Raw genomic sequence first — 23,229 nt, 5'->3', positions numbered from 1 at the left:
CACAGCTCAACTTTGGTGCGTCTTGAGCGACGGGAAGAATATCCTTCTACTCGATCTTGTTCCCAATCAAGGCTTCGCACAGATGTTTGGTCATCACTAATCCCTCCCAGTCGCATCACGCTGTCTTGGGACGGCTCCCCCACCTTCTCCAGAACCCCGTCCTTCGGAAGGCCCGCGATCATCGGCAAGTGGTCTCTGACCTTGCCGTCCTCAGCGGTCGCCCAGACCGCGGAAAACCTATTTACACCATAGGTTAAGTATTCGAACATCCGCAGGCGCAACATGTAAAGAAGACAGCCAATGTTTAACCCTAGTACGAGGCGAAATGACGGTTGGCGCAACGCCGATCGCTGCCGCGACGACAAACCTCAATTCAACAAGCCTGTTGCTGAACGCGCCCAAAACAGCGCCTGACAACTGCCAAAAGGTAGTCTTCGGCCCAAGCCCGGCGCGGAACGGCAAATGACTGGAAAGGTATCGGTGTGAACCACACAACGAGCGATACAACGAATATGCCTCTTGGTCTTATGTGGCCTGATATTCGCGATGCCGTAGCGAAGCTCTGTGCCGGTTTCCCGAACGCCTATTGGCAGGAACTCGACAAAAAAGACGCCTACCCAACCGAATTCGTGGACGCGTTGACCGCGTCAGGTTTCTTGGCAGCCTTGATCCCGGAGGAATATGGCGGTTCGGGCCTGCCCATTTCAGCGGCGGGCGCTGTTCTCGAAACCATTCACGCCACAGGATGCAACGCCGCCGCCTGCCATGCTCAGATGTACACCATGGGCACGGTTCTACGACACGGGTCTGAAGCCATGAAGCAGAAATACCTGCCAAAGATCGCTTCGGGGGCATTGAGGCTGCAAGCCTTTGGCGTCACCGAACCCACCACCGGCAGTGACACAACGCAGCTCAAAACCAGAGCAGACAAGACCGAGGGCGGCGGATACTTGATCAACGGTCAAAAGGTCTGGACGAGCCGCGCTTTTGAGTCCGATCTGATGTTGCTGCTCGCGCGCACTACACCCGCAGATCAATGCCAGAAACGCTCTGACGGCATTTCTGCGTTTCTCATTGACATGAATGAAGCCCGGCAAAACGGGCTGTCACTGTCCAAGATCGACGCGATGATCAATCACAACACCTGCGAGGTCTTTTTCGACAACGTGGAAATTCCGGCCGACGCACTCGTGGGCGAAGAAGGCAAGGGATTTCGATACATCGTGGACAGCATGAATGCCGAACGCATCCTGATCGCTTACGAATGCATTGGTGATGCAAAGTTCTTTGTCGAAAAAGCCTGCGAATATGCCAATCAACGGCAAGTCTTTGGCAGGCCGATCAGCGCCAACCAAGGAATACAGTTCCCAATCGCGCAGGCGCACGCGCACGCACAAGCTGCAGAACTTATGGTTAACAAGGCCGCTGCTCTTTTTGACGGCGGGGCTCAAGCCGCGGCAGAGGCAAACATGGCCAAGCTGCTCGCGGCAGATGCGTCATGGGAAGCTGCCGAAATGTGCATGCAGACACATGGCGGTTTCGCCTTTGCAAGAGAGTACGGGATAGAGCGAAAATGGCGCGAAGCGCGGCTGTACCAGACAGCACCGATATCCAAGAACATGATCTTTGCGTATATCGGCCAACATGTATTGGGGCTTGAGCGCAGCTATTGAGCCACCTGAAACCCCGCTGGTGTCCCAAAATAGCTCCAGCGGTCAGCGAACGCGTTTTCTCGCCGCGTGCTGATCCACCAACTGCTGAACCATCGGGGCAAAATGCGCAAAACCGGGGGTCTGCATGTCTGGTCGCTTTCCCGCCTCATCCAGATAACGGACGGTTATGATCGCATCCAGGTTCGGGTTTTCCTCGAAAGCTGCAACCTCGTCACTGCTCATCGGCCCTCCCTGTAGCTCAAGAGAGTGAATAGATGCCTCGGACAACCGGTCAAAGTAGTCTGGACGGGTGGCGCAAAGATATCGCTTGGCCGCTACGTGATACCTACAGCAATCAGTCACAACCGAAGGAAAGAAACGCTCCAACACTGCTGCACCCGCATCTTCGTGATGCTTGTCCTCAGTATCGTCCATGGAGAAGGTTCCAAACTCGCTGGTGAAATGGCCGATGTCATGCAGCAGAGCACCCACAACAATCTCATCGCTATGCCCGGCCTGCTGAGCCAAGGTCGCGCCCTGCAGCATGTGCTCTCCCATTGTGACAGGTTCACCCAGATATTCCTCGCCGCCACGTCGCTCGAATATTGACCCGATAAAATCAACAATAGTGTCAGCAGTCAGCGCTTGTATGTTCTCGGTCATTCTGCGGCCTCCACAGCGGCGGCGCGTACCATAGCATCGTGTGTCGAACGGATGCCATCCTTGTCCGCATAGCACCCCTGAAGCCACCGTGTGCCTTCCCCCGAGTAGGCTTTGCGCGCATGTAGTACGCGGGTGTTGTCGACGACAAAGGCGTCCCCCGGTTCAAGCCGGAATGTGACCGCCATAGCAGGATCATCAATTATTGCACCAAAACGCCTGTATGCCCGGTAATAGGCATCCATCTTGTCAAAAGGCACCTCGGTCTGCGCTGCAAGCGATCTGTTGTTAAAGCGTATGGCAATCAATTCACCGTCCGGTGCGATTTCGATCATGGGGCGACGGGCACTCAGGCAGACACCCTCGCCGCCAACATATTCAAACCGGGCAGAATATTGTGACAGCAAGTCAAACATCTGTGGATTTTCATCTTTGAGGCGCAGCGCGGCGGCAAAGCCGTCGACAACCATGCTGTCTCCGCCCGTGGCCGAGCTTTCAAGGCAGTACAAAACTTGTACCGTCGGCACCGGATCACGGTAAGGATTGTCGGTATGGGCCTGTAGACCCTGCCCCGTGTAGGCAAGGTTGGTCGGATTGATTTCAGTGCGCACCTCGAAATGCCGACCGTAATTTGTCTCGCGCACAAAACCAAAGAGGTCGACAATTGAAAACAGGGCAAGTGGTTCAGCGGGACCGTTTTCAACTTTGGCAAATCCATATTTCAGAATGTCTGCCAACCAGGCGCGCAAGTGAGTACTGCCCGTTTGCAGCAGGTCATAGTCCGCGCGCGGCATTGAAGCGCTCAGGTCTGCGCGCCAAGGCGTAGTTGTGTCTGGCAGCCAGCCGACATCATTCGGTTTTGGCCCGTCGTATGCATTCGCTGCCAGCCAACTCAGTTCATACCTGATGGTTTTCCCTTCCGGCTGAAACGAGACGCGCAAATTGCCTGCAGTGTCTACTTCGGCTTTGGAGATTTGTGTGCTCGCGGGTATGTCATTGAGAGCAATCAGGCGCTGGCCATTTCCCTGATCTCTTGTATCGGCATCTTGGGCATTGTCACGCAGCCACATTGCGTGGTACCGCCGCGACCCATCCTGCGTATCCACAGTCAAGAATGTACCCGAAGGGTCCACTGTAACGGATGGCATAATCAACCTCTGCAGATGTTTCGCCAAACCGAGTCTGCAACAAGCTCTGCTGAAAACAAAGCGCGAATCTGCTTTTGCTCTGACCTATCTTGACCATGAAAAAGAGCCGACGAACCCCTTTAATGAGTCGGCGCACCGTCCCTTGAACATCTAGGTGAGTCGCAATTTGCTACCTGTCGCGCGTATGAAATCTGGTGAAGTTGCGATCAGAAAACCAATGCAAACGCAAATAGTTCCTGAAATTTAATCCTTGTGCAAACCTATGCAGACAATGGGGTTTTCAAGTTCTTCCCCAAGTTATCCACAGCGAAAATACCATTGAATTCAATACTTTATCCACAGAAAAATGCGCCAAGCGAACAGTTTTTGTTTGCCACAACAAGGATTTTGGATGCAGTCTGTAATCACCGCTTCAGAAGGCTTCGGTCGGAAGAGGTGGACGCAAAGGCCCCAAGAGCACACGGGCATAGACAGACGGATCATTGATGCAGCTGTCGGTGTAACGGGCACTTGGAAGCAGGTCGGATCGCATGAGGGTGAAAGCCTTGTAGCGAATGGGCAGCGGGGGTCAGCGCAAGGTAGTGGTAAGGAACTTCGCAAGAAGAACTTGGTCACTGCAGCGATGACGGGGTTGATGCGGGGGACGTGGGTGCTGAAACACCGGCGGTCCGGCAGCGGGTGGAGACGCGCGTTGCAAGCTGGGCCAAATGTCGCCCTCTGGGGGGATGCTGAGGTTCAAGAAGGCGTCAGGATGTGCCGCAAGGCACGGGTCTGGATTTCGGTCCGATCCCCTGGCGCCTTTCGCTTTTTGTGCGGATCAAAAGGTCCTCTTTCGGACTGTTGATCATACTGCACTTTCCCATCTTTCGATAATGCCAAGACACGGCCAATTCGTGATCTCGATATGATTGCGTGGCCCGTTTGTATGCGCCATAGTTTGCTCATGAGATTGCGCATGGTTTCTTTGTCTTTTGCCTTGGTCGGCCTGATGTCACTTGCGGGATGTGGCGGTTCTTCCGGAGCAAGCAGCACCGGAGCGTCTGGCGTCGCAACAGTGCCACAGATAAACGACACGACAACGCGCCGTGCAACTGGCCCAATCAGCGAGGCATGTCTGTTTCATGGACGCCCGCAGGCCACCAGAGTGCGTTGTACATGTATTCAGGCCGCTGCAGACCTCACGCTATCACCGTCTGATCAGGCGCGTGGCGCCCGATATTTTGGCAACATCGATGCGCTGCAGGAAACAAGACAATCCGACGCCTCAGGTGACCGCCGCTTCTGGGACAACTGGAAGGTATTTGCCGATACCGCGCGAGAGCTCTGCACAGCCTAGCATATGCGATCAGATCGGCCTGCCCCAGAACTGCATGCGCTTTGCGGTCTGCACTTGGTCGCCTTCATCTTTCCATTCGAACTTTGCCTCAATACCCGGTAGCAATCGATACCCCCTCGTCAGCCAGAAAGGCTCCAGTGAACGGTAGCCAGCAGGACGCGCAGGATGATCTTCGGCGCGCAACACCGCGCAAAAAGTACTGAAAGTGCAGCCCATTGCACGTGCGGCCGCTTCGCGGTGATCAAAAAAAGCGTGCCCGACGCCGCGCCCCCGATACGCAGGGCGCAGCACGCTTTCCGCACAGTAAAAAACCTGCGACAGGTCATAGTCTTTTTCGGCAAAAGCGGCGGCAAAGTTATCGTCATGCATCAACAGCGGCATTCCTGTTGCCGCGCCGACCAATGACTGCCCATCGTAAGCGCCGATGATAACCGCATCGTCGCTGTCAGCGTATGGCGCGAGATACGCTTCCTCGTATTCGGCGTCTCCAACGTAGAGATAGGGAAAATCGCGAAAGACCTCGATACGCAGTTGCGCAAGCTCCGGCAGCGCGCCAACCACTTGCGGTCGGGACAATCGGCGCACGTCAAGCATATCAGGTTTTTCCTGACACCTGTGCGATCCAGTCAGAGAGGTTGTAGCGCGTTGTCACCCGCGAAATCAGCCCGTCACGGATGTCAAAGAATGAACCCGCGGGCAGGACATATGTCTGCTTGCTGGCAGCAGGCAAACTTCCGTCTGTCTCCAGATATGTGCCGTTTACGGTAAATTCAGCTGCGGCGCGCGCTCCGTCAGCAGATGTCATGAATACGATGTCCGATAGCGTCTCGTCGTAGCAGCGGTTCATGTGAGCGCAAAACTCTTTGAAGGCCTGCTTGCCATGGCGTGTTCCACCTTCGTTGACGTGATGTGCAACATCATCAGTCAAGCACGCAAGCATCGCGTCTACGTCCTTTGCGTTGAAGGCGTTAAAATAACGTCGAACTATCGCAGGCATTCCGTTGTCTCCGCTATCGCCGGTCAAATCATTTCAGTTGGCTGCCCGAAACGCTCCACCAGCTTGTCGCGAATCTGGTCTCTGGCCTGTCGGTAGCTTGCCAGCTTTGCATCGCGTGTCTCACCGAGCCCTGTTGGGTCCAAGATCGGCCAGTACTCGACCTCAAGGCTATAATAACGCGTCAATTCCAGCGCGCGCCGCTGGCTTGCCGGACTCAAAGCTATGACCAGATCAAATGATCCCAGATCGTCGCCCCAATTTTCCATTTCGTCAAAGCTGCGGCTGCGATGCCTTGAGAGTTCGACGTCCATTTCCTGACAAACTGCAATGGAAAAGCCGTCAATCTCCAAGTCATTCGTGACCCCGGCTGATTGCACATATGTGCCGGTGCCGTAGAATTTTTTCATGATGCCTTCGGCCATGGGAGACCGGACTGCGTTGTGATCGCAACAAAACAAAACCGATTGTGGCAGGCTGTCGCTCATTCAACCCCCGAAATGAAGCACACAGATCAGGGTGAAAAGTCTGCGCGCCGTATCGGTATCCACCTCGGCCTTGCCATCCAGCCGCTCTTGCAGCACCCGACTACCCTCATTGTGGATACCGCGCCGCGCCATATCGATTGTTTCGATCTGGCTTGGTGGCAGCTTTTTGACGGCATCAAAATAGCTTTCGCAGATTTGAAAGTAATCCTTTACGACTTGTCGAAACGGTCCCAGCGAAAGATGGAATTCTGCGGCCTTTTCGTCCGTCTCGGTCATAACATCAAAGACAAGACGTTTGTCGCGTATCGCAAGCCCGACGCGGTACGGCCCTTCCGGCACTGCGCGGCCATCGCGTACGGGCAGAACAAAGGTGTTCTCTTCCAATAGATCGAACATAGCGACCTTGCGTTCCTGCTCGATCTCCGGCGTGGGAGGCGGCAAGCCGGAATCATCGAGGAAGATGTGCGAAATATAAGACATGTGGGTTAGATTTCCCGAGGTTGGTGAACCCGGCCTGATTAAACTGGTTCAGCCGCGTCTGGCAACAGTGTCGCCATAATATCAGTCGTTTAGTTTGCGCAAACGGGCTGTCACAGACAAGCCGTGTGCTTCAAGGCTCTCGGTGCGCGCCAGAGTTTCTGCGCCCGGTCCGATCGCCCTGAGAGACGCAGGCGTCATTCGGGCCAAGGTCGTGCGCTTGACAAAGTCCATCACCGACAGTCCGGACGAGAACCGCGCCGACCGTGCGGTTGGCAAAACGTGGTTGGGGCCACCGATGTAGTCTCCAATCGCCTCTGGCGTCCAAGGACCAAGAAAGATTGCCCCAGCATGAGTGATCTTGTCGCTCAACCCTTCGGCATCCGCCACACAAAGCTCAAGGTGCTCAGGCGCAATGCGATCCGTGAGGCGCACCGCTACCTCCAGATCAGGCACCGTGATAATCGCCCCAAAATCGCGCCACGACGCCCCGGCGATCTCGCGCCGTTGCAACGTTTCCAGCCTTTTTTCCACGGCCTCTGCGACGGCCACGCCAAACTGCGCATCAGTTGTGATCAGGATCGACTGGGCGCTTTCGTCATGTTCTGCCTGACTGAGAAGGTCCAGCGCGATCCAGTCAGGATCATTGTCACCATCAGCAACGACAAGAATTTCCGAGGGGCCAGCGATCATGTCGATACCGACTTTGCCAAAAACCCGACGCTTGGCAGCTGCGACAAATGCATTGCCGGGTCCTGTAATCTTGTCGACCGGTTGAATGGTTTGCGTGCCGTAGGCGAGCGCGGCAATCGCCTGTGCGCCGCCGATACGGTAGATTTCATCCACACCGGCCAAGCGCGCGGCAGCCAGCACCAGCGGATTAAGAACACCATCCGGGCTGGGGACCACCATGGCCAGACGCGGCACTCCCGCCACCTTGGCTGGGATGGCATTCATCAGAACCGAAGAGGGATATGACGCCAGACCACCGGGCACATACAAGCCTGCGGCCGACACAGGTGTCCATCTCCATCCAAGTGTTGCGCCGGTATCATCCTTCCACGAGGCGTTTTCCGGGCGCTGTTTGTCATGGTACGCCCGGATACGATGTGCCGCCAGTTCGAGAGCCTCGATTTCCTCTGACTGAGTGTTGGCTACCGCCTCGTCGATTTCTGAAGCACTGATCTGCAACTGGTCCGCCGCCAAATCCAACCGGTCGAAACGCGCGGTTAATTCCAGCAGCGCCGCGTCGCCACGCGCCCGCACATCGGCAATGATGGCAGCCACAGTGTCATCCACGTCAGGGCTGTCCTCACGTTTAGCGTTTAAAAGGGCTTCGAACCGAGAGGCGAAGTCCGGGTCACTGGCAGAGAGAAATTGGGGCATACCTTCAGTCCGGATGATCGGGCGTCTTGCCCGATGGCGCAATGTAGGGCTTGGTGACATCTTTCAATGTGACCTCAATTGCCTCTACTTCGAGACGGATGGCGCCATCGCCGGCAAGGGTCAACAATATAAAGCCTGAAGGCGCCTCTTGTGCCTCAAACGACATCGAAAGGATCGAAAGAACCAGGTCTGCGTCATTACGATCAAAGCCACTGCTTGCAGCACCGCGCACGGTTTCAAAGGCCAGTACCGACTGCACCCGTTCTGGTCGTGTATTGCGTGCGACCCCCTCCTCCCAGCGGAAACGGTTCAGCAAAAGGGCAAATTGGCCGGTTTTGCGGTTCCACCGCATTTCGGTCGTAGGAAAAACGGAATCCTGAACCAGGCCCGACAAAACCGAAAGATCTTCGGCATCCATCGCGCCAAGGTTCAACGGAGCCTCGCGTCCATCTTCAAATCGTGCATCCGTCATGCGTCAGAAATCCTTTCGATATCCGCGCCAACGCCGGAAAGTTTGCTCACCACGTGCTCGTATCCGCGATCAAGATGGTACACCCGCGAGACACGGGTTTCTCCCTCAGCCGCGAGGCCAGCCAGAATGAGCGATACTGAAGCGCGCAAATCAGTTGCCATGACCGGGGCGCCTTTCAGGCGACTGACACCGCGTACGGTAGCAGTGCCGCCGTGCACGTCGATATCCGCGCCCATGCGCATCAGTTCAGGTGCGTGCATGAATCGGTTCTCGAAAATCTTTTCTTCCAGAACTGACGTGCCCCGCGCGGTGCAAAGCAAGGCCATCATCTGCGCCTGCAAATCTGTCGGAAAACCGGGAAACGGTTCGGTCGTGACATCTACTGCCGCGATATCGTCGTCGCGGCGCTTCACGCTCAGACCGTTCTTGGTTTCGGTAATATCGATCCCGGCCGCGTCGAGCTTTTCGCAAAACGCCTGCAGCAATTCGATGCGCCCGCCCAATAGCTCAACCTCGCCGCCACAAATGGCTGGTGCAAGCATATAGGTGCCCAGTTCGATTCTGTCAGTCACCACGGAATGAGTGGCACCACCCAGCCGGTCTACCCCTTCAATTGTGATCGTCGACGTGCCCTCTCCGTCAATCCGCGCGCCCATGGATCTCAGGCAGCGGGCCAGATCCACAATTTCCGGTTCCCGTGCGGCATTGTTCAGCACGGTCGTTCCTTTGGCCAGACTTGCAGCCATCAGTGCGTTTTCGGTAGCACCCACGGAAGCAAAGTCGAAATCCACCGTGCCCCCCTTAAGACCTTTCGGCGCTTTGGCGTGAACGTACCCATCCCGCAGATCCAGTTCCGCACCCATCGTTTCCAAAGCCTTGAGATGCAGATCAACCGGACGGGCACCAATGGCACAACCGCCGGGCAACGATACGACTGCCTGACCAAAGCGGGCCAGCAAAGGCCCCAGAACGAGGATAGAGGCGCGCATCTTGCGCACGATTTCATAGTCTGCGGTCAGGTTGTTGATATCGTGGCTCGACATCGCCAGTACTTTACCACCCTGCAAGGACGTCACCTCGGCACCAAGCGATTGCAACAACTGCGACATGGTTCGAATGTCGCTCAGACGGGGCGCATTGGTCAGCGTCAGCGGCTCTTCCGATAGTAGCGTCGCGGGCATCAGTGTCAGGCAGGCATTCTTTGCGCCAGCGATCGGGATTTGCCCTTTCAACGGGTTACCGCCCCTTACGAGAATCGAGTCCATGTTAGTTTTCCTTGTCCTGCCCGGATGCTGCCGGATGGGTCTCGTTGTCGCCGTCCAACGCCTTACGGGTCCGGTTTTGAGCCTTTCTCCGCGCAAGGTTTGCCTTCAGCGCAGACTTCAGCCTGTCTTCACGCGACGCTCCGGATTTCTTGTCTGTTTCATCAGTCTTTTTCGATGCCATGAGCGCTGTCTATCTCAGGGGCTCGGAAGGGTCCAGATTAGGCTTGCACCGATCAAGGATAAGGTCTAATCACCCAGCGCATCGGCGCTGCTGTAGCTCAGGGGTAGAGCACTCCCTTGGTAAGGGAGAGGTCCGGAGTTCAAATCTCCGCAGCAGCACCATCTCGCTTTTTTGCCCCAAGAATCCCCCTAAGTACTTGAAAGGGAAGGATAATTCGGGAGTTCCATACATACCATTTGGACAGTATCGAAGTGGCTCAGCAAACGCCAACCGAAGCACGGTTTGGCGCATAGCGTAGTCACCATTATTGTATATTTTCCAAGGGCTTGAAAGGAACCGCAAGGCGAGTTCCATACAATCCTCGAAACGACCCTTTTCAGGGACGGCATTGTCGATCTTCTCCTTGAGCAGAATCTTGTCTCGTTCGAGCTTCTCGATCTTGTCCTCATAGGCGCTGACGACCGAGGCGTTGTTGGCCTCAACTATGCGATCCAAAAGGCTTTCGATCTGACGGTTCAGATCATCAATCTGGTTCTTGAGCGCCGTCTTCTCACCTTGCGCGATGGCGAAACGCTTGTCCCAGGCATCGCGCATCATGGCCTTGGCGAGTTCAAAGAACCCCTCTGCAGGCGTCAGCGCTTTCATGATCTCGGCAAAGGCGTCTTCCATCTTGGCGCGTGGCACCGACTTGCTCTTGGCTTCGCAGCCGCGCGTCTCACATCGATAATAGGCGTAGTACTTGGTCATGCCCTTTGACCACGCCGCCGTCATGGCGTTGCCGCAGCAGTCACAACGCACGAACCCACGCAGCGGAAAATCTTCGTTGTGGTCTTTGCGCGCTGGATAGCGCCGCTTCTTGCCTTCAAGGACATCCTGAGTCTTCTGGAAGGTCTCGAAACTGATCAGCCCTTCATGCTGGCCCTTGCGCAGGCTCACGCCCCAATTCGGGGCTTCGACATAGCCCGCATAGACGGCCTTCTTGAGAAGCCTGTTCACCGTCATTGGACGCAGCGTGCCGTCCTTCTTATCTTTGGGATATTGCGGCTTGCTCTCCAAGAAGCGCTGCACTTCGGCTTGAGACGCAAAGTGCCCTCTCGCATAGCCTTCGAGCGCTTCGCGCACGATGGGACCAAGTACCTCATCAGGGACAAGCACCTTGCCGCCACCTGAGGGGGCGTTCACGTAGCGATAGCCTACAGGCGCACGGAAGACCCAAAAGCCATTCTCAACTCGCGCCTTCATTTTCTGGACGACCTGACGGCGGTTTTGTTCACGCTCCAACTCGCCTTGCGCGGCGATCACGGTTTCGATGAACTTGCCCTCGGGCGAGTCTTCAATGCGAAAATTCAGACACTCGATGGTCGCGCCGCGTGTTGCGAACTCGCGGCGGAGCTTGAGGTGGAATTCGGTATCGCGGGCGAAGCGCTTGAGATCATCAAAGATCACAACATACGGCTTGCCACGCTGCGCATCGAGGTAGCTGAGCAGCGCCACCATCCCAGGGCGGCGCATGAAATCACCGCCGCCGCTGACATCATCAGGAAAGACCGCTTCGACGTTGTAGCCTTTCTCGTCAGCATAGGCGCGGCAGCGCTGTTCCTGACTCTCAAGGCCACTGCCTTCCAGCCGTTGCTTGGTCGAAGACACGCGGCAATAGATCAGCGCGTGTCTCAGTTCAGTGCTTTTTGTGTATTCATCCTTCATGGCATCTCCAGACCGCCCTTATGGGGTCGGCCTCTTCGGTTGTTCTTCTTGTTCAGCTTTCCCTGAGCTTACCGCATCCATCGCCTCTTTGGCACGGCCAGAGACCGTTCCCGCATCTTTTCCACAGACTTCTTGGAGTGGATGGACACCGTAGCCGAGCTCGACAAAGTTCACGATGATCTGCCAGAGCGTTTGAAGGAACTCTTCCTTCTCCGCTGGGCTCATATCCGATCCATCGAGAAACTTTTGGTATCTCTCCACATCGACCGCCATAGTCGGCCTTGCGGAAAGGTCAAATTTAGGGCTCAGGCCGTCTTGGCCTGATTTGTTTTTATCATCGTCATACATCACTTCCTCCTTTCGGAGGCAGGTTTTTACACCTTGCCCCATTATACCATAATCCGCGAAAAATCCCTAATTTCTGCGGGTTACAGCGGTTTTTGCGTCTTGGATTTATCATCATCGGCTCCATGAACGCGTGCGCCGTTCCTGACCCAACCGCCGATCAGTTGATGTCTGAAAATCACCGATCAGCTTCTCGCGCTGCTGGCCGCGCTGCAGCGCCTTATCCAGGCAAAGACGCGTTGCTTCGGTCTCTCGCAGATCGATTTTCGCAATGTCGGACTTGTGCGCAGCGCGCACTTCAAGCTTGGCTTGGCGAAAAATCTGATCGCGGTTGAACCTATCGCCGCCAAAACCACGCGGCGTAAGGTGGCGTCTTACCGAACCTGCTTCGTTGATCAGCCTTTGACTGACTTTGGCAACGCGTCCGTCAAACTCTTCCTCATAGGCACGCTGAGCAGCGCTGCGCTCCTGATGGAGCGCTCCCGTGACTTTCTTGTAAGAGGCCCATTCATCATCGTTCAAAAGCTTGGCGGCCTGAATGCGCAGCTTTTGCAATTCAGTGCGCGGTTCGAACAACTCCCTGACTTCCTGAGACAAGCTGGCCATCAGATCAGCCCGCCCAAAGAGAGCGAAATTTGCGTTCGAAGAATCCGATCTGGTAGGATCGTCTCGCGATGAAATTTAAAGATGCCGATGATGTAGTGGCGTGGCTTGAGCCAATGGATTACGAGACCTTCTGGAAGGAAATCAAACCCTTCGGCTTGATCCTGATCCCCCGCGAAAAGTGCGACCGCGATATTGCGAGCGGCAAAACGGACGAAGAAACTGTTCTCTACGTCATGAAGAACCTTGTGCGCATTGAGCTTGCCTCCATCCTGAAGCTCGAATGGCGAGAGCCCATGCCTTCTCATGCCGTGCATTAGCGCGCCTCCTTTTTGAAAAACCGAACCCAGCCGCACTTGCCGTTCACGGCAGGCCGCTCGAATTCACCGTAGGGACCGATGAAGAGGCAGCGCGTGTAGGTGCGATGCGCAAAAACGTCCTGGCCTTGCCCCTCATCGATCCACGCGTAGGACCAGATCGCATGCGGCAGACCGAACGCCTGATAGGTCAGCCAGAGGCTCACGGGCACGATGAGCCAGAAGAAATAGCTGAGCTTGATGAAACGCGGCTTCATGATCCGCTCACCTTCTCAATATCGATGGTAACTTTCGGATCGGCTGGCCGTTGCGAGCCTTCCAAAGGGTTGGCCGCAAGCTCGCCGTGACAGAACGGGGCAATTTGGTGCTGGCCAACTTTTTCGCAGAGTATCCAGCCGACATTTTTCACATGGATCAGTTGCTCATTCGGTTTCATCCGCATGAGACGCTCAGCAGGAATGCGGCGATCCTTGCTGGTGCCAATGCTCGCATTGTAGTCGAGCCCCGCGCTGCTCAGGCTGAGGCTGTGTTGCTGCACCAGGGTTTCGCCGATGGCGCGCGAGACGCGCTCGCACTCTTCAAAGGATGAGAAACCAAAATACTGTTTTACAACAGCATTCTCTTCAATCGTGGCCGTCTCCTTATCGGAGTATGCGCGCTGAATCTCGGAACGTGACTGCGCGATAAAATGCAGGTTGCCGCCGTAGCCGCGAATAACCGTCATGGCCGAGATCAGGGACTTGAGCGGCGCGTTGGTTGCCTCATCCAGGATGAAATCAACTGGCACGCCCGCGCCCGACAACACAACATCGATGAAGGATTGCAGGTGCAACGCATAATGCGGGCCGAGGCGCGCCATATGACGCTGCGGTCCGACGATGAAGACCACATAACGGCCACGGATAAGGTCTTCGTGCGTTAGCTTTGCATGACGCCCTGCCCGATGGAGCGGACTGCCTGCGCTGTAAATTCGTAGGGATTTTAGGGCAGCAGCGCGGTGCTGCCCCCAATGTTCTTTATTCTCGTGCATGTCGAGAACATGCACGCCGAGGGCTTTGCGCACCTCATCACCATCTTCGACGGCAATGCGCGCAGCGCTCAATAGCACGTCAGGATTGGCCAGCATCGACCACACCATGCCAGGGGTCAGCATGCGGGGATCACCGCTTAAGAGTTCGTTCTTGCAGAACTCCAAAAGCGTGCGCGGCTCGTCCCTGAAATATTGGTTCTTGCCATCATTTGGCGGCTCAGGGATCAGCGCATGGTTGGCATTATCGATGGCAAAGACCAACTCCCCATTTTCTTTTTCAAAAGCATCGCGCACGCTGCCATAGGGAGACAAGTCAACGCGAAACGGATTATCTTCGCCTGTGATGGCCGTTTCATCCAGGATCGCAACATTGCGCCCGTAACGTGCGCATGTCTCTGCAGACTGAATGGCCAATTCGCCATCTTTGCAGTCATTTATGATTATTGCTCTGTTGATATCTGGCAATAGAGACAGCAGCCACGACATTGCCCCGCAGGTACTCTTTCCACCGCCAGCCGCAGAGAGCAGCACACTATGAGAGTCACGCGGCGCGAATATCGGTTCACCCGTCAGAAATGTTGTTCCAAGCAGTCGTTTGACGGGTTTAGTCATCGATCATACCCGCATCTTTCAGGGCATTGTGATCGGCAAGGTCAGACGGCGCAGGCGCGCGGCTTGTAGCCGCAAATCGTGCCAGTTCTTTTTCGCGGGCATAGAGTTTGACCATCGCGCGCAGCGCCATCAGCAGCTTGTTCAAGGAGGCCGCCCCAAGGCCGATACTCAGCGCGCCAAATCCCCACCATTCAGGTGAAGACGGCCAGAGCCACCAAGCACACGCACCAAACAAAAAGGCTTGGAGCAGATAGCCGTTGATGATCAGGATGCCGCTTTTGGATGGCGCGCTGATTTCCATCGGAAGAACCCTCCTTAGAAGTTGAAGAAGCTGCCAGTGACGAGAACCGTCTCCGCGCCTGCCGCTTCGAGGAATTCTTCCCACTGAGGAACAAGACGGCCTGCCAAACCTTCGGCGCTCAGCGTGCCTTTGACTTGGCCAACGCCAAGCATCTCGACATGACAGCCGCGCAAGTATTCATCGCGCGGCGCAGGGAGAGACGCAGCGCCGCTCATCAAGGCACGGCCATCGACCGTGGAACTCCATTCGATGCCATCGGTAAACATGACAATGCGCGTGCCACCGCGTGCGCAGACAGGTTCGATAGCCTCCAAAAACTCGATGATCGAGGTTGTGTTTTGCGGGCTCAGATCACCGCTTTGCACAAGCCCAGGCAGGGCGCGAAAATATCCGCCGAACTGCGCTGACAAAGTGCGCGCGTTCGAGGCGCGTCGATCCGATAAGGTTGCTTTGATGTTGATGATACGGTGAGCCAAACCTGGCTCACCGAAAGACAGCATCCAAAGCCTGTGCGGATGATCGAGCCTTGCAATATAGCCTTCGGCATATTCTGCCGTTTCATCGGCCACGATCTGATCAAACAGGTGGCCGACTGAGCCCGAGATATCGACGGCAAATAGTGTTGCGCTGACATCGTCTTGAGCCGTGGCGCTACTTGCTGCCAACGTGAGGCTGGCAGCCAAAGTGATCTCTTTGAAAGTCATTGCGTATCTCCTTTTTCGGGAAGGCCTGTGAGGATGCGCAGCACATTGTGGATGCGCATCTGGTCGATCTGATCCGCCATGTGGCGGCAGAACTCTTCTTCGGTTTTGAACCTGCTTGGGATGGTGGCCGCATCGGCGTCGTGGAAGGCCAGCGCCAGCGGGTCATCCATGCGCATCGGATCAAAATTGCGCTGCGCCGCTGCAAGCTTGGCCTGCAGGACCTCCCAACACGCATGAAACGCTTCACGGGCGAACTTGTGCTTCATATCGAGAGGCATCTTCCACCGCGCCGCTTCGTCTTCGCTTTGCATTGCGCGGAAAGCGGTCATTTCGCTCTTGATTGCATCGACGCTCATCTTGAGCTCTGCGCTGATCGGCGGCGTGAGGGTCAAGAGATTGAAGGCCTGCAGTGCCCGTCCGAGGCAGAACGAGGCAAAGTAGATCGTGATGATCATCCCGAAGGACAGACCAAGAAACAGCAGGCCGTTGGGGATAACGCTGATCCAACTGGCAAAGCCCGCTGTCTCGGCTGGAGCCGCATCGATGGCGCGCGCGCCCAGCATTCCCGTTGGACCCGTTGATACGAACGAGACAGCATCGCGCGCCGCTTGCCATGCCGAGTAGCCCACCATCAGCGACATGCCGAGCGCGAAAACGAGAACGCCAATCGCGCTCAGATTCTTCAGCCACATTTTGGTGAAGTAGTCGCTCTCATGGTGGAGCTTCACATGCACCGTGGCAATCACCACGGGTACCATCAAAGCAAAGGCAGCGCCCGAGACGACTTTGCCCAAGACTTCGACCTGAATGATCGAAAACATCAGCGTCGCAAACAGCGTTTCGCCGATCAGCAACGCGACAAAGATCGCAGCGAAAAAGCTGCCGACGATCACGGCCACGCGCCTGCGGTGGATCGCGATGCGCACTTCATGTTCTAGGCCGCTCAGGACAATCATGAGCTTGTCCAGACCACTTCCCGTTCGAAAGGCAGGCATCAGAAATCCCCCTTGTGATCGAGCGTGCGGTTCAGTTCGAGGCGATGCTTTGCTGCCGCTCGCTCGACCATGTCGGGCGCGAGGGACTGGATGCGGGCAAAGCCAGAAGCGATGTTCGAAAAGCGCTCGCTCATCAGCTGGCGGCGCTCATTGAACGGTGCGTTCAGTTCCTCGCAGTAGAGATCATACGCATGCAGAATCACCTCTTCTGACGGGGCGAGCGCGTTCGCCTTGAGAGACGCGGTCAAGACTTGCTGCCACGCGGGAACGTCGCGCTTTGTGGCAACCTGCATGGCAGGCTTGGTCTTGGGTTCAGGTGACGGACTGGCCTTGCTGGCCTTCTTCTTGCGCCTGAAGAACAAGCGCCTCGTGAGCATGAAAATCATGGTGTCTTCCTCAGTTTGACTGGCCAGCGCTTGTGCGTTGGCCGTATCACCAAGGATGTCAGGAAGATTTCTCGCCCGCCCGCTGAGGAAGCGCTGAAACCGCTTAACAAGCGCTGAAGATCAAGAGAGGAAAGCTACAAGCGGTTGACCAAGGGCTTGAGCAACTGAAAAGTGAATTCGGCGATGGAGGATCAGTTGAGAGCGGTCGAGCTAAGAAAGAACGTTATCCGAACGCGAACCGATTATTCGCAAACATACCGTTTTCGGCTATGGGTCGCGTTGGTCGAGGACATGGAGCTTCTCGGCATGGGGCACCGTGCGTATCACTCGCACATCTTTGAGAGCTTCAGAGCTTGGGAGGCCGAAGGCGTTCACTTCCAAAACGCCAAAGGCCGACAACTTACAACAGATACGCTATCCAAGGATGACATCTATGGGTTTCTTGGAAAGAAAGACCAAGAGCCATCAGGCCCAAAGAGAAAGATCGAAACCGCGAAGTTCTCTGTTCTCGATGCATTTTTCCAGAAGAAGTATCCTTCTCTTGCCGCATCCTTTGGCACAGAAACACCCATCGTAGAGCTGGTTTCTGTTTTCAGAGCATTCCTATCCCGTGAACCTGATGCGCAGCAAAGTTCGAGCGACAGGCTGGACGTCCTTCAATCAATCGACGGAATTTTTGTCTCAAACCCAAAGATATCGATCTCACAGTTCCGAAAAGGGAGGACTGGCGAGGACATTTGGGAAACAACAATTCCAGTATTCATGGTAAGAGCCAGTCTAAGCAAAGAATTTTGCATCGTGCATAAAGTCGAGTTTCCGCTATTGGGGAAATACCTGCGTGCTGATACTGCAGAACATGGCGCAATGGAGAAATTGCGTTCCAGGCTAGACAGGAAAGCCCCAGAGGATACCAAGATTTTCAGTGGCATTGGCATGCTCTCAATGCCTAGCTCTAATTCAAGTAGCGCCACCTTATCGTGCGTTCTTCGTGACCGAGTACTTTATACTCCTTGCCTGACCAATCTCCAAATCCAGCGCGTTGGCAGCGGGAGTCCAGATGAGTTTGAATACGTCACTCACGGAGCGCTAGAAGGTTCAGGGCAAGATATGTGGCGTGGTTTTGCCTTTTGCAAAGACGCCAATCACTATGCTAATATGAATAAAGAAATCAGCTTAAGTGCTGATTTCATTAATATTGCATTTGAAATGAAAAACACCTTGGGCTCGGAGGTTTAGAGATGACCGCCAAGCCAAAACATATTGTTATGAGTGACTATGGTACAACAACAAGCGATGTAGGCGGAGATATTGTATCTTGCGCGATCCGCAACGACTTCAAAGGCGTAGATCGCATCTTATCCTATGATCCTACCCAGATTAACGCGCAACGCGAAGATAGCGGGCTGACGGCACTCATGGCAGCATCGGGCAGAGGTCTTGAAAGGATGGTAGCGCATCTACTAACCAAGCCCGACATCGACACAACGATCACGGATGACTTTGGCAAGGATGCTCTCCTGCATGCACGTCCTTTTCCGCAAATCGTCAGGCGAATTATGAAACATCGTCATCCCGACATGAACTGGCAAGAACCGAACATCCGGCCCGTTTAGTCGAGAGACGCGGAGCCGAGGCTGATCACCCAAGGCGACACTGCGTCGGCAAATCGCGCCATCTCTTCATCTCGTATCGTGTACTACACCGCTAGGCTTTGACACCTAGAGAGAATCCATTGAACTCTCATGGCCATAGACCTGCGCAACGACACCCAGAGAGAGCAGATTTTGGCTATTCATCCGCACCCGCAAGATGTGTTTTGTAGTACAAAACCATCTTGGCAAGGGGGCCGCTGCGCACCCCCGTTGCATCCCCCAGGCTCTGGCTCTTTCAGGGCGTTGAACCCGTTTCAGAGCCAATGGATCGTATCGCCGATCAATCACTCAGCAAGGAGACTTCGCTCTCCCTGCACCCATCGACTTGGCAGGCGTTCCTGCCCCCAAGACCCCAGACCATGCCATGGAGGCGATTTCATCGAGACCAACCCTGCGCGGTTTGGATGCCGCCATCTTGCCGAAGATGGATCACTCCCAGGGGCCTATCGCCGCCCCCGAACCCAGCTCGTCGGACTTGGAGAACTGCTTCTCCACCGACACCGAACCATGCACAATCGAGCGCTCGATTGATCCCCGATCAGGGGAGCGTTCCTGCTACCCCCGATACCCCCATGACCACATCGTGGAGACGACTTCATCGAGACCTGGCCTGTGGATATTCCTTTCACAGAGGCTGGCGGAGCTTGGGCTTTTTGCTAAGGTGTAGCCATCAAATCCGACAGACGTGGCATGCAGTTAGACCGCAAACTGAACAGCCCGAAAGAGCAGAAGAAGACATGAACACCGTTTCTCATAACAAACTAGTATCCTTCATTTGGTCTATCGCAGACGACTGCCTTCGCGACGTTTACGTACGAGGAAAATATCGCGACGTCATTTTGCCAATGGTCGTATTGCGGAGACTAGATACGCTTCTTGAGGATACGAAGGATGCCGTTCTTGAGGAGGTCGAGTTTCAGCGCAAGGAAATGGACGCGGTCGAACTCGACGAAGAACCTCTTAAAGCGGCTTCAGGTTATGTCTTCTACAACACAAGCAAATGGACGCTCCAAAAGATTTACGGGACAGCGACCAACAACCAGCAAATTCTATTGGCCAATGTCGAGGAATATCTCGGCGGCTTCAGCGACAACGTCAAAGAAATCGTTGAGCGCTTCAAACTCCTTGAGCAAATGCGTCATATGGCCAACAAAAATGTGCTCTTGGACGTTATTGAGAAATTCGTTTCGCCTCGGATCAACCTGACGCCGCATGACCGTGAAGACCCAGACGGGAACCACTTGCCTGGCCTTTCGAACCTTGGCATGGGCTACGTTTTTGAAGAGCTGATCCGCAAGTTCAACGAAGAGAACAACGAGGAAGCAGGGGAGCACTTTACGCCGCGCGAGGTGATCCATCTGATGACGCATCTAATTTTCGATCCGATCAAGGATCAGCTGCCGAGCGTCATGACTATCTACGACCCTGCTTGCGGTAGCGGCGGCATGCTCACTGAAGCGCAGAACTACATCACCGATGTTGAGGGGGCGATCCGCGCGACGGGTGACGTCTATCTTTATGGCAAAGAAATCAACGACGAGACCTACGCGATCTGTAAGTCCGATATGATGATCAAGGGCAACAACCCCGAGAACATCAAGGTCGGCTCGACGCTCTCCACCGACGAGTTTGCGGGCAAACGCTTCGACTTCATGCTCTCCAATCCTCCCTACGGTAAGAGCTGGTCGAGCGAGCAGAAGTTCATCAAGGACGGCAAGGATGTCATCGATAGTCGCTTCAAGGTCGATCTGATAGACTACTGGGGCAACAAAGAGACATGCGACGCCACCCCACGCTCAAGCGACGGCCAGCTCCTTTTCTTGATGGAGATGGTCAACAAGATGAAGCCCGTGTCGGACAGTCCGACTGGCTCTCGGATCGCTTCCGTTCACAACGGCTCAAGCCTCTTTACGGGCGATGCAGGCGGCGGCGAGAGCAACATCCGACGCTACATCATCGAGAATGATCTGCTCGACACGATCATCCAGCTGCCGAACAACCTCTTCTACAATACAGGCATCACCACCTACATCTGGCTTCTATCGAACGCGAAGCCTAACGACCGCAAGGGCAAGGTACAGTTGCTCGATGCTAACCTACTCTTCCGCAAGCTTCGCAAGAACTTAGGGGACAAGAACTGCGAGTTTGCACCGGAACACGTTGACGAAATCACGAAGGCATATCTCGATTTCACTCCCATTGAGCGGAAGCTGGATGAAAACGACGACCCGCAGGGCATTGCGGTGCAAATCTTCGACAACGAGGATTTTGGCTACCACAAAGTCACCATCGAACGCCCAGACCGCAGACGGGCTGGCTTCAGCGCGGAACGCCTCGAACCTCTTCGCTTCGACAAATCCTTGCGTGAGCCTATGGAGCACCTTTGGCATGAACATGGTGATCAGGTCTACGAGACAGGCTTCCTCAAAGAGCGCACAAAGACAATCCTCACTTGGTGCGAAGACAATGACATCAGCTTGAACGCGAAGGCACGCGGCAAGCTGCTCGACACCAAGTATTGGCATCAGCTCCGCGAGCTTCTCCAAAACGCGCACACCTTGATGAAGAAGATCGGTACCAAAGAGACTGACGACTACAACATCTTCAAAGCACAGGTCGAAAAGACGCTAAAGGCTGAGAAGATTAAGCTTTCAGCCTCTGAGAAGAACGCGATCCTGAATGTGGTGAGTTGGTACGATGAAGGCGCCGAGAAGGTCATCAAGAAGAAGTCCAAGCTCTCTTCCAGTGATATATCCGAGCTAACCCATCGCTATGGTTGCTCCGAAGATGACCTCGCTGACTTCGGCTACTACAAGCAAGCAGATGGCAGCTACCTGATCTACGAGAACAATTCTGATCTGCGCGATGCGGAAAGCGTGCCGCTGAAGGATGGCATCCACGACTATTTCCTGACCGAGGTGCAACCTTACGTGCCCGAGGCATGGATCAATATGGATAGCGTCAAGATCGGGTATGAGATCAGCTTCAACAAATACTTCTACCGCCACAAACCGCTGCGCGCGCTGGAGGATGTGACAACCGATCTTCTGGACCTGGAGACGCAGGCAGACGGGTTGATCGCGGATATCCTTGGCCTTGAGGAAAAGCCCACCGTGGAGGTGGCATAATGCAGCTGCCACAATATCCGCGATATGAGAGCTATAAAGATAGTGGCTTAGACTGGCTTGGTAAAATACCCAGCGGCTGGAATGTGATGCGCCTTCGGGACATTTTCAAATTTTCGAAAGGGTTAACCATTACCAAGGAAAACTTGCAAGATACAGGAATTCCTTGTGTGAGCTATGGTGAGGTCCATTCAAAGTACCCCTTCGAGGTAGCCCCCGAAAGGCATGACCTTAAATGTGTTGATGAAAGCTATCTATCGGAATCTCCAAAATCACTTTTGCGCAGAGGTGATTTTGTTTTCGCAGACACTTCCGAAGACTTGGAAGGGGCGGGAAATTTCACGGTTCTTGATAGCGACACAAAGACATTTGCTGGGTACCATACAATCGTTGCACGGCCATTCGCGAGTATTTCACCCAGGTTTGTAGCTTATGTATTGGCATCAGAAACAGCCCGCAACCAAACGCGCCGAAAGGTTAAAGGGGTTAAGGTCTTTAGCGTTACGAACGCGCTGCTAAAGTCGAACTTTGCTTGGTTTCCAGAGTTACCCGAGCAACAAGCCATCGCCCGTTTTCTTGACGAGAAGAACAACAAGATTGATCGCGCGGTGAAGATCAAGGAAGGGCAGATTGCCCTTTTGCGCGAGCGCAAGCAGATCATCATCCAAGAGGCCGTCACCAAGGGCCTGAACCCCGACGCCCCCACGAAAGACAGCGGTATCGATTGGATCGGCCAAATCCCGGCGCATTGGGAGGTCTTGCCGTTGCTGACAAAGGCTAAAATCAAGTCGATAACAAACTGCGCTGATTGGGAGCTGCTTTCGGTCTATCTCGACAAAGGTGTCATCCGCTTCTCTGATGTGGATGAAAAACGGACGAACGCCACCAGCCTTGATCTATCGAATTACCAGGCAGTTGAGCCTGGTGATTTGGTTTTGAACAACCAACAAGCCTGGAGGGGCTCTGTTGGTGTTTCCAGTCACACTGGCATTGTCAGTCCGGCCTATATCGTGCTGAGGCTCAGCGAAGCATTCGATAGCGATTTTTCGAATTACTATTTCAGAGTAGGTACAACTGTCGCGCACTATCTAATGAACTCGAAGGGAGTCGGTACTATCCAAAGGAATTTGTACTGGCCAAAACTAAAGCGGGCACCGATTACTATTCCACCGATTAAGGAGCAACAAGAGATCGTGCGGCACATTGATCGAGAGGTTGGTAAGGTTGAGGCTGCAATTGAATTGAAACAGCGCCAGATTGATGCGCTGAGAGAATACAAGTCCACGCTGATAAATGCGGCAGTTACAGGCAAAATTAAAGTGATTTGAGGGGCGGGCATGGTCAGTAACACAAAAGAGATTGCACTTGAGCAGGCGATACAAAAGCATCTGACAGG

General features: G+C 54.7%; 25 protein-coding genes, 1 tRNA gene and 1 pseudogene. 8 read left to right on the top strand and 19 right to left on the bottom strand.

From position 1 onward, the window contains the following. The first annotated feature begins 512 nt into the window (after positions 1–512). A complete protein-coding gene (locus AC2D8V_RS02835; RefSeq protein ID WP_484731993.1) occupies positions 513–1,673 on the top strand; it encodes an acyl-CoA dehydrogenase family protein in 1,161 nt (386 codons plus the stop codon). 42 nt (positions 1,674–1,715) lie between these two features. On the opposite strand, the gene tmpB is transcribed toward AC2D8V_RS02835, so the two are convergent. Further along, the gene (gene tmpB, locus AC2D8V_RS02830; RefSeq protein ID WP_484731992.1) at positions 1,716–2,315 is read right to left on the bottom strand and encodes a (R)-1-hydroxy-2-trimethylaminoethylphosphonate oxygenase; all 600 of its coding nucleotides are present in this window, start codon (positions 2,313–2,315) and stop codon (positions 1,716–1,718) included. Next, entirely contained in the window at positions 2,312–3,460 is a 1,149-nt protein-coding gene (gene tmpA, locus AC2D8V_RS02825) for a 2-trimethylaminoethylphosphonate dioxygenase (protein WP_484731991.1), read from the bottom strand. Before tmpA ends, tmpB begins: the two co-directional genes overlap by 4 nt. A 943-nt stretch (positions 3,461–4,403) precedes the next feature. Between tmpA and AC2D8V_RS02820 the strand changes: the two genes are divergently transcribed. Further along, complete coding sequence (locus AC2D8V_RS02820) at positions 4,404–4,796, top strand: hypothetical protein (RefSeq protein ID WP_484731990.1); 393 nt, start codon at positions 4,404–4,406, stop codon at positions 4,794–4,796. A 9-nt stretch (positions 4,797–4,805) separates the two neighbouring features. Here AC2D8V_RS02820 and AC2D8V_RS02815 read toward each other — a convergent pair whose 3' ends face one another. The 8 genes from AC2D8V_RS02815 to AC2D8V_RS02780 all read right to left on the bottom strand — a co-directional run bounded on the left by AC2D8V_RS02815 (position 4,806) and on the right by AC2D8V_RS02780 (position 10,059). Beyond that, positions 4,806–5,390: a GNAT family N-acetyltransferase gene (locus AC2D8V_RS02815; protein ID WP_484731989.1), complete on the bottom strand. Its 585-nt coding sequence runs from the start codon at positions 5,388–5,390 to the stop codon at positions 4,806–4,808. A 1-nt stretch (position 5,391) separates the two neighbouring features. Continuing rightward, positions 5,392–5,793, bottom strand: coding sequence for a ketosteroid isomerase-related protein (locus AC2D8V_RS02810; RefSeq protein WP_484731988.1), 402 nt, complete (start codon positions 5,791–5,793; stop codon positions 5,392–5,394). 23 nt (positions 5,794–5,816) lie between these two features. Then, positions 5,817–6,278, bottom strand: coding sequence for an arsenate-mycothiol transferase ArsC (locus AC2D8V_RS02805; protein WP_484731987.1), 462 nt, complete (start codon positions 6,276–6,278; stop codon positions 5,817–5,819). Further along, positions 6,279–6,758, bottom strand: coding sequence for a UPF0262 family protein (locus AC2D8V_RS02800; protein ID WP_484731986.1), 480 nt, complete (start codon positions 6,756–6,758; stop codon positions 6,279–6,281). 81 nt (positions 6,759–6,839) lie between these two features. Then, positions 6,840–8,141: a histidinol dehydrogenase gene (gene hisD, locus AC2D8V_RS02795; protein WP_484731985.1), complete on the bottom strand. Its 1,302-nt coding sequence runs from the start codon at positions 8,139–8,141 to the stop codon at positions 6,840–6,842. Between the two features lie 4 nt (positions 8,142–8,145). Then, positions 8,146–8,613, bottom strand: a complete 468-nt coding sequence (locus AC2D8V_RS02790) for a DUF2948 family protein (protein ID WP_484731984.1) — start codon at positions 8,611–8,613, stop codon at positions 8,146–8,148. Further along, the gene (murA, locus tag AC2D8V_RS02785; protein WP_484731983.1) at positions 8,610–9,878 is read right to left on the bottom strand and encodes a UDP-N-acetylglucosamine 1-carboxyvinyltransferase; all 1,269 of its coding nucleotides are present in this window, start codon (positions 9,876–9,878) and stop codon (positions 8,610–8,612) included. The genes AC2D8V_RS02790 and murA overlap by 4 nt, the downstream gene beginning before the upstream one ends. A gap of 1 nt (position 9,879) precedes the next feature. Next, the gene (locus AC2D8V_RS02780) at positions 9,880–10,059 is read right to left on the bottom strand and encodes a hypothetical protein (RefSeq protein WP_484731982.1); all 180 of its coding nucleotides are present in this window, start codon (positions 10,057–10,059) and stop codon (positions 9,880–9,882) included. 86 nt (positions 10,060–10,145) lie between these two features. Here AC2D8V_RS02780 and AC2D8V_RS02775 point away from each other — a divergent pair. Beyond that, positions 10,146–10,220: transfer RNA gene (locus tag AC2D8V_RS02775), tRNA-Thr, on the top strand. Between the two features lie 499 nt (positions 10,221–10,719). On the opposite strand, the pseudogene AC2D8V_RS02770 reads toward AC2D8V_RS02775, so the two are convergent. From AC2D8V_RS02770 to AC2D8V_RS02760, 3 genes and pseudogenes are all read right to left on the bottom strand, one after another. Beyond that, positions 10,720–11,763 (bottom strand): annotated as a pseudogene (locus AC2D8V_RS02770) (recombinase family protein); the annotation flags it as partial. An 18-nt stretch (positions 11,764–11,781) separates the two neighbouring features. Continuing rightward, positions 11,782–12,111 carry a hypothetical protein gene (locus AC2D8V_RS02765; RefSeq protein WP_484731981.1) on the bottom strand — a complete coding sequence of 110 codons (330 nt, stop codon included), beginning with the start codon at positions 12,109–12,111 and terminating at the stop codon, positions 11,782–11,784. 111 nt (positions 12,112–12,222) lie between these two features. Beyond that, positions 12,223–12,714, bottom strand: a complete 492-nt coding sequence (locus tag AC2D8V_RS02760; RefSeq protein ID WP_484731980.1) for a hypothetical protein — start codon at positions 12,712–12,714, stop codon at positions 12,223–12,225. A 68-nt stretch (positions 12,715–12,782) separates the two neighbouring features. On the opposite strand from AC2D8V_RS02760, the gene AC2D8V_RS02755 reads away from it, so the two are divergent. Then, positions 12,783–13,031, top strand: coding sequence for a hypothetical protein (locus tag AC2D8V_RS02755; protein WP_484731979.1), 249 nt, complete (start codon positions 12,783–12,785; stop codon positions 13,029–13,031). Here AC2D8V_RS02755 and AC2D8V_RS02750 read toward each other — a convergent pair. The 6 genes from AC2D8V_RS02750 to AC2D8V_RS02725 are packed head-to-tail and all read right to left on the bottom strand — an operon-like array spanning position 13,028 to position 17,056. Then, positions 13,028–13,285, bottom strand: a complete 258-nt coding sequence (locus AC2D8V_RS02750; RefSeq protein WP_484731978.1) for a hypothetical protein — start codon at positions 13,283–13,285, stop codon at positions 13,028–13,030. The genes AC2D8V_RS02755 and AC2D8V_RS02750 overlap by 4 nt on opposite strands. Further along, a complete protein-coding gene (locus AC2D8V_RS02745) occupies positions 13,282–14,670 on the bottom strand; it encodes a type IV secretory system conjugative DNA transfer family protein (protein WP_484731977.1) in 1,389 nt (462 codons plus the stop codon). Before AC2D8V_RS02745 ends, AC2D8V_RS02750 begins: the two co-directional genes overlap by 4 nt. Further along, positions 14,663–14,971 (bottom strand): hypothetical protein, encoded by a 309-nt coding sequence (locus AC2D8V_RS02740; protein ID WP_484731976.1) that lies wholly within the window; start codon positions 14,969–14,971, stop codon positions 14,663–14,665. Before AC2D8V_RS02740 ends, AC2D8V_RS02745 begins: the two co-directional genes overlap by 8 nt. A 14-nt stretch (positions 14,972–14,985) precedes the next feature. Further along, positions 14,986–15,675 (bottom strand): hypothetical protein, encoded by a 690-nt coding sequence (locus AC2D8V_RS02735; protein WP_484731975.1) that lies wholly within the window; start codon positions 15,673–15,675, stop codon positions 14,986–14,988. Then, the gene (locus AC2D8V_RS02730; RefSeq protein WP_484731974.1) at positions 15,672–16,670 is read right to left on the bottom strand and encodes a hypothetical protein; all 999 of its coding nucleotides are present in this window, start codon (positions 16,668–16,670) and stop codon (positions 15,672–15,674) included. Before AC2D8V_RS02730 ends, AC2D8V_RS02735 begins: the two co-directional genes overlap by 4 nt. Continuing rightward, the gene (locus tag AC2D8V_RS02725; RefSeq protein WP_484731973.1) at positions 16,670–17,056 is read right to left on the bottom strand and encodes a hypothetical protein; all 387 of its coding nucleotides are present in this window, start codon (positions 17,054–17,056) and stop codon (positions 16,670–16,672) included. Before AC2D8V_RS02725 ends, AC2D8V_RS02730 begins: the two co-directional genes overlap by 1 nt. A 183-nt stretch (positions 17,057–17,239) precedes the next feature. Between AC2D8V_RS02725 and AC2D8V_RS02720 the strand changes: the two genes are divergently transcribed. The 4 genes from AC2D8V_RS02720 to AC2D8V_RS02705 all read left to right on the top strand — a co-directional run bounded on the left by AC2D8V_RS02720 (position 17,240) and on the right by AC2D8V_RS02705 (position 23,161). Then, complete coding sequence (locus AC2D8V_RS02720; protein ID WP_484731972.1) at positions 17,240–18,292, top strand: hypothetical protein; 1,053 nt, start codon at positions 17,240–17,242, stop codon at positions 18,290–18,292. A 2-nt stretch (positions 18,293–18,294) separates the two neighbouring features. Beyond that, positions 18,295–18,669 (top strand): hypothetical protein, encoded by a 375-nt coding sequence (locus tag AC2D8V_RS02715; RefSeq protein WP_484731971.1) that lies wholly within the window; start codon positions 18,295–18,297, stop codon positions 18,667–18,669. A 776-nt stretch (positions 18,670–19,445) separates the two neighbouring features. Next, on the top strand, positions 19,446–21,836 hold the full coding sequence (locus AC2D8V_RS02710; protein WP_484731970.1) for a type I restriction-modification system subunit M: 2,391 nt from the start codon (positions 19,446–19,448) through the stop codon (positions 21,834–21,836). Continuing rightward, on the top strand, positions 21,836–23,161 hold the full coding sequence (locus AC2D8V_RS02705; RefSeq protein ID WP_484731969.1) for a restriction endonuclease subunit S: 1,326 nt from the start codon (positions 21,836–21,838) through the stop codon (positions 23,159–23,161). Before AC2D8V_RS02710 ends, AC2D8V_RS02705 begins: the two co-directional genes overlap by 1 nt. Positions 23,162–23,229 lie beyond the last annotated feature (68 nt).

This window comes from Roseobacter sp. YIN89 (genome assembly GCF_057219365.1).
Note: the sequence above shows the minus strand (reverse complement) of the source record. Positions and strands in the feature narration are given on the sequence as shown.

Excerpts from the sequence above, each read along its gene's own strand:
- AC2D8V_RS02835 (WP_484731993.1), top strand. The coding sequence starts at position 513 with ATGCCTCTTGGTCTTATGTGGCCTGATATTCGCGATGCCGTAGCGAAG.
- tmpB (WP_484731992.1), bottom strand. The coding sequence starts at position 2,315 with ATGACCGAGAACATACAAGCGCTGACTGCTGACACTATTGTTGATTTT.
- tmpA (WP_484731991.1), bottom strand. The coding sequence starts at position 3,460 with ATGCCATCCGTTACAGTGGACCCTTCGGGTACATTCTTGACTGTGGAT.
- AC2D8V_RS02820 (WP_484731990.1), top strand. The coding sequence starts at position 4,404 with ATGAGATTGCGCATGGTTTCTTTGTCTTTTGCCTTGGTCGGCCTGATG.
- AC2D8V_RS02815 (WP_484731989.1), bottom strand. The coding sequence starts at position 5,390 with ATGCTTGACGTGCGCCGATTGTCCCGACCGCAAGTGGTTGGCGCGCTG.
- AC2D8V_RS02810 (WP_484731988.1), bottom strand. The coding sequence starts at position 5,793 with ATGCCTGCGATAGTTCGACGTTATTTTAACGCCTTCAACGCAAAGGAC.
- AC2D8V_RS02805 (WP_484731987.1), bottom strand. The coding sequence starts at position 6,278 with ATGAGCGACAGCCTGCCACAATCGGTTTTGTTTTGTTGCGATCACAAC.
- AC2D8V_RS02800 (WP_484731986.1), bottom strand. The coding sequence starts at position 6,758 with ATGTCTTATATTTCGCACATCTTCCTCGATGATTCCGGCTTGCCGCCT.
- hisD (WP_484731985.1), bottom strand. The coding sequence starts at position 8,141 with ATGCCCCAATTTCTCTCTGCCAGTGACCCGGACTTCGCCTCTCGGTTC.
- AC2D8V_RS02790 (WP_484731984.1), bottom strand. The coding sequence starts at position 8,613 with ATGACGGATGCACGATTTGAAGATGGACGCGAGGCTCCGTTGAACCTT.
- murA (WP_484731983.1), bottom strand. The coding sequence starts at position 9,878 with ATGGACTCGATTCTCGTAAGGGGCGGTAACCCGTTGAAAGGGCAAATC.
- AC2D8V_RS02780 (WP_484731982.1), bottom strand. The coding sequence starts at position 10,059 with ATGGCATCGAAAAAGACTGATGAAACAGACAAGAAATCCGGAGCGTCG.
- AC2D8V_RS02765 (WP_484731981.1), bottom strand. The coding sequence starts at position 12,111 with ATGTATGACGATGATAAAAACAAATCAGGCCAAGACGGCCTGAGCCCT.
- AC2D8V_RS02760 (WP_484731980.1), bottom strand. The coding sequence starts at position 12,714 with ATGGCCAGCTTGTCTCAGGAAGTCAGGGAGTTGTTCGAACCGCGCACT.
- AC2D8V_RS02755 (WP_484731979.1), top strand. The coding sequence starts at position 12,783 with ATGAAATTTAAAGATGCCGATGATGTAGTGGCGTGGCTTGAGCCAATG.
- AC2D8V_RS02750 (WP_484731978.1), bottom strand. The coding sequence starts at position 13,285 with ATGAAGCCGCGTTTCATCAAGCTCAGCTATTTCTTCTGGCTCATCGTG.
- AC2D8V_RS02745 (WP_484731977.1), bottom strand. The coding sequence starts at position 14,670 with ATGACTAAACCCGTCAAACGACTGCTTGGAACAACATTTCTGACGGGT.
- AC2D8V_RS02740 (WP_484731976.1), bottom strand. The coding sequence starts at position 14,971 with ATGGAAATCAGCGCGCCATCCAAAAGCGGCATCCTGATCATCAACGGC.
- AC2D8V_RS02735 (WP_484731975.1), bottom strand. The coding sequence starts at position 15,675 with ATGACTTTCAAAGAGATCACTTTGGCTGCCAGCCTCACGTTGGCAGCA.
- AC2D8V_RS02730 (WP_484731974.1), bottom strand. The coding sequence starts at position 16,670 with ATGCCTGCCTTTCGAACGGGAAGTGGTCTGGACAAGCTCATGATTGTC.
- AC2D8V_RS02725 (WP_484731973.1), bottom strand. The coding sequence starts at position 17,056 with ATGATTTTCATGCTCACGAGGCGCTTGTTCTTCAGGCGCAAGAAGAAG.
- AC2D8V_RS02720 (WP_484731972.1), top strand. The coding sequence starts at position 17,240 with ATGGAGGATCAGTTGAGAGCGGTCGAGCTAAGAAAGAACGTTATCCGA.
- AC2D8V_RS02715 (WP_484731971.1), top strand. The coding sequence starts at position 18,295 with ATGACCGCCAAGCCAAAACATATTGTTATGAGTGACTATGGTACAACA.
- AC2D8V_RS02710 (WP_484731970.1), top strand. The coding sequence starts at position 19,446 with ATGAACACCGTTTCTCATAACAAACTAGTATCCTTCATTTGGTCTATC.
- AC2D8V_RS02705 (WP_484731969.1), top strand. The coding sequence starts at position 21,836 with ATGCAGCTGCCACAATATCCGCGATATGAGAGCTATAAAGATAGTGGC.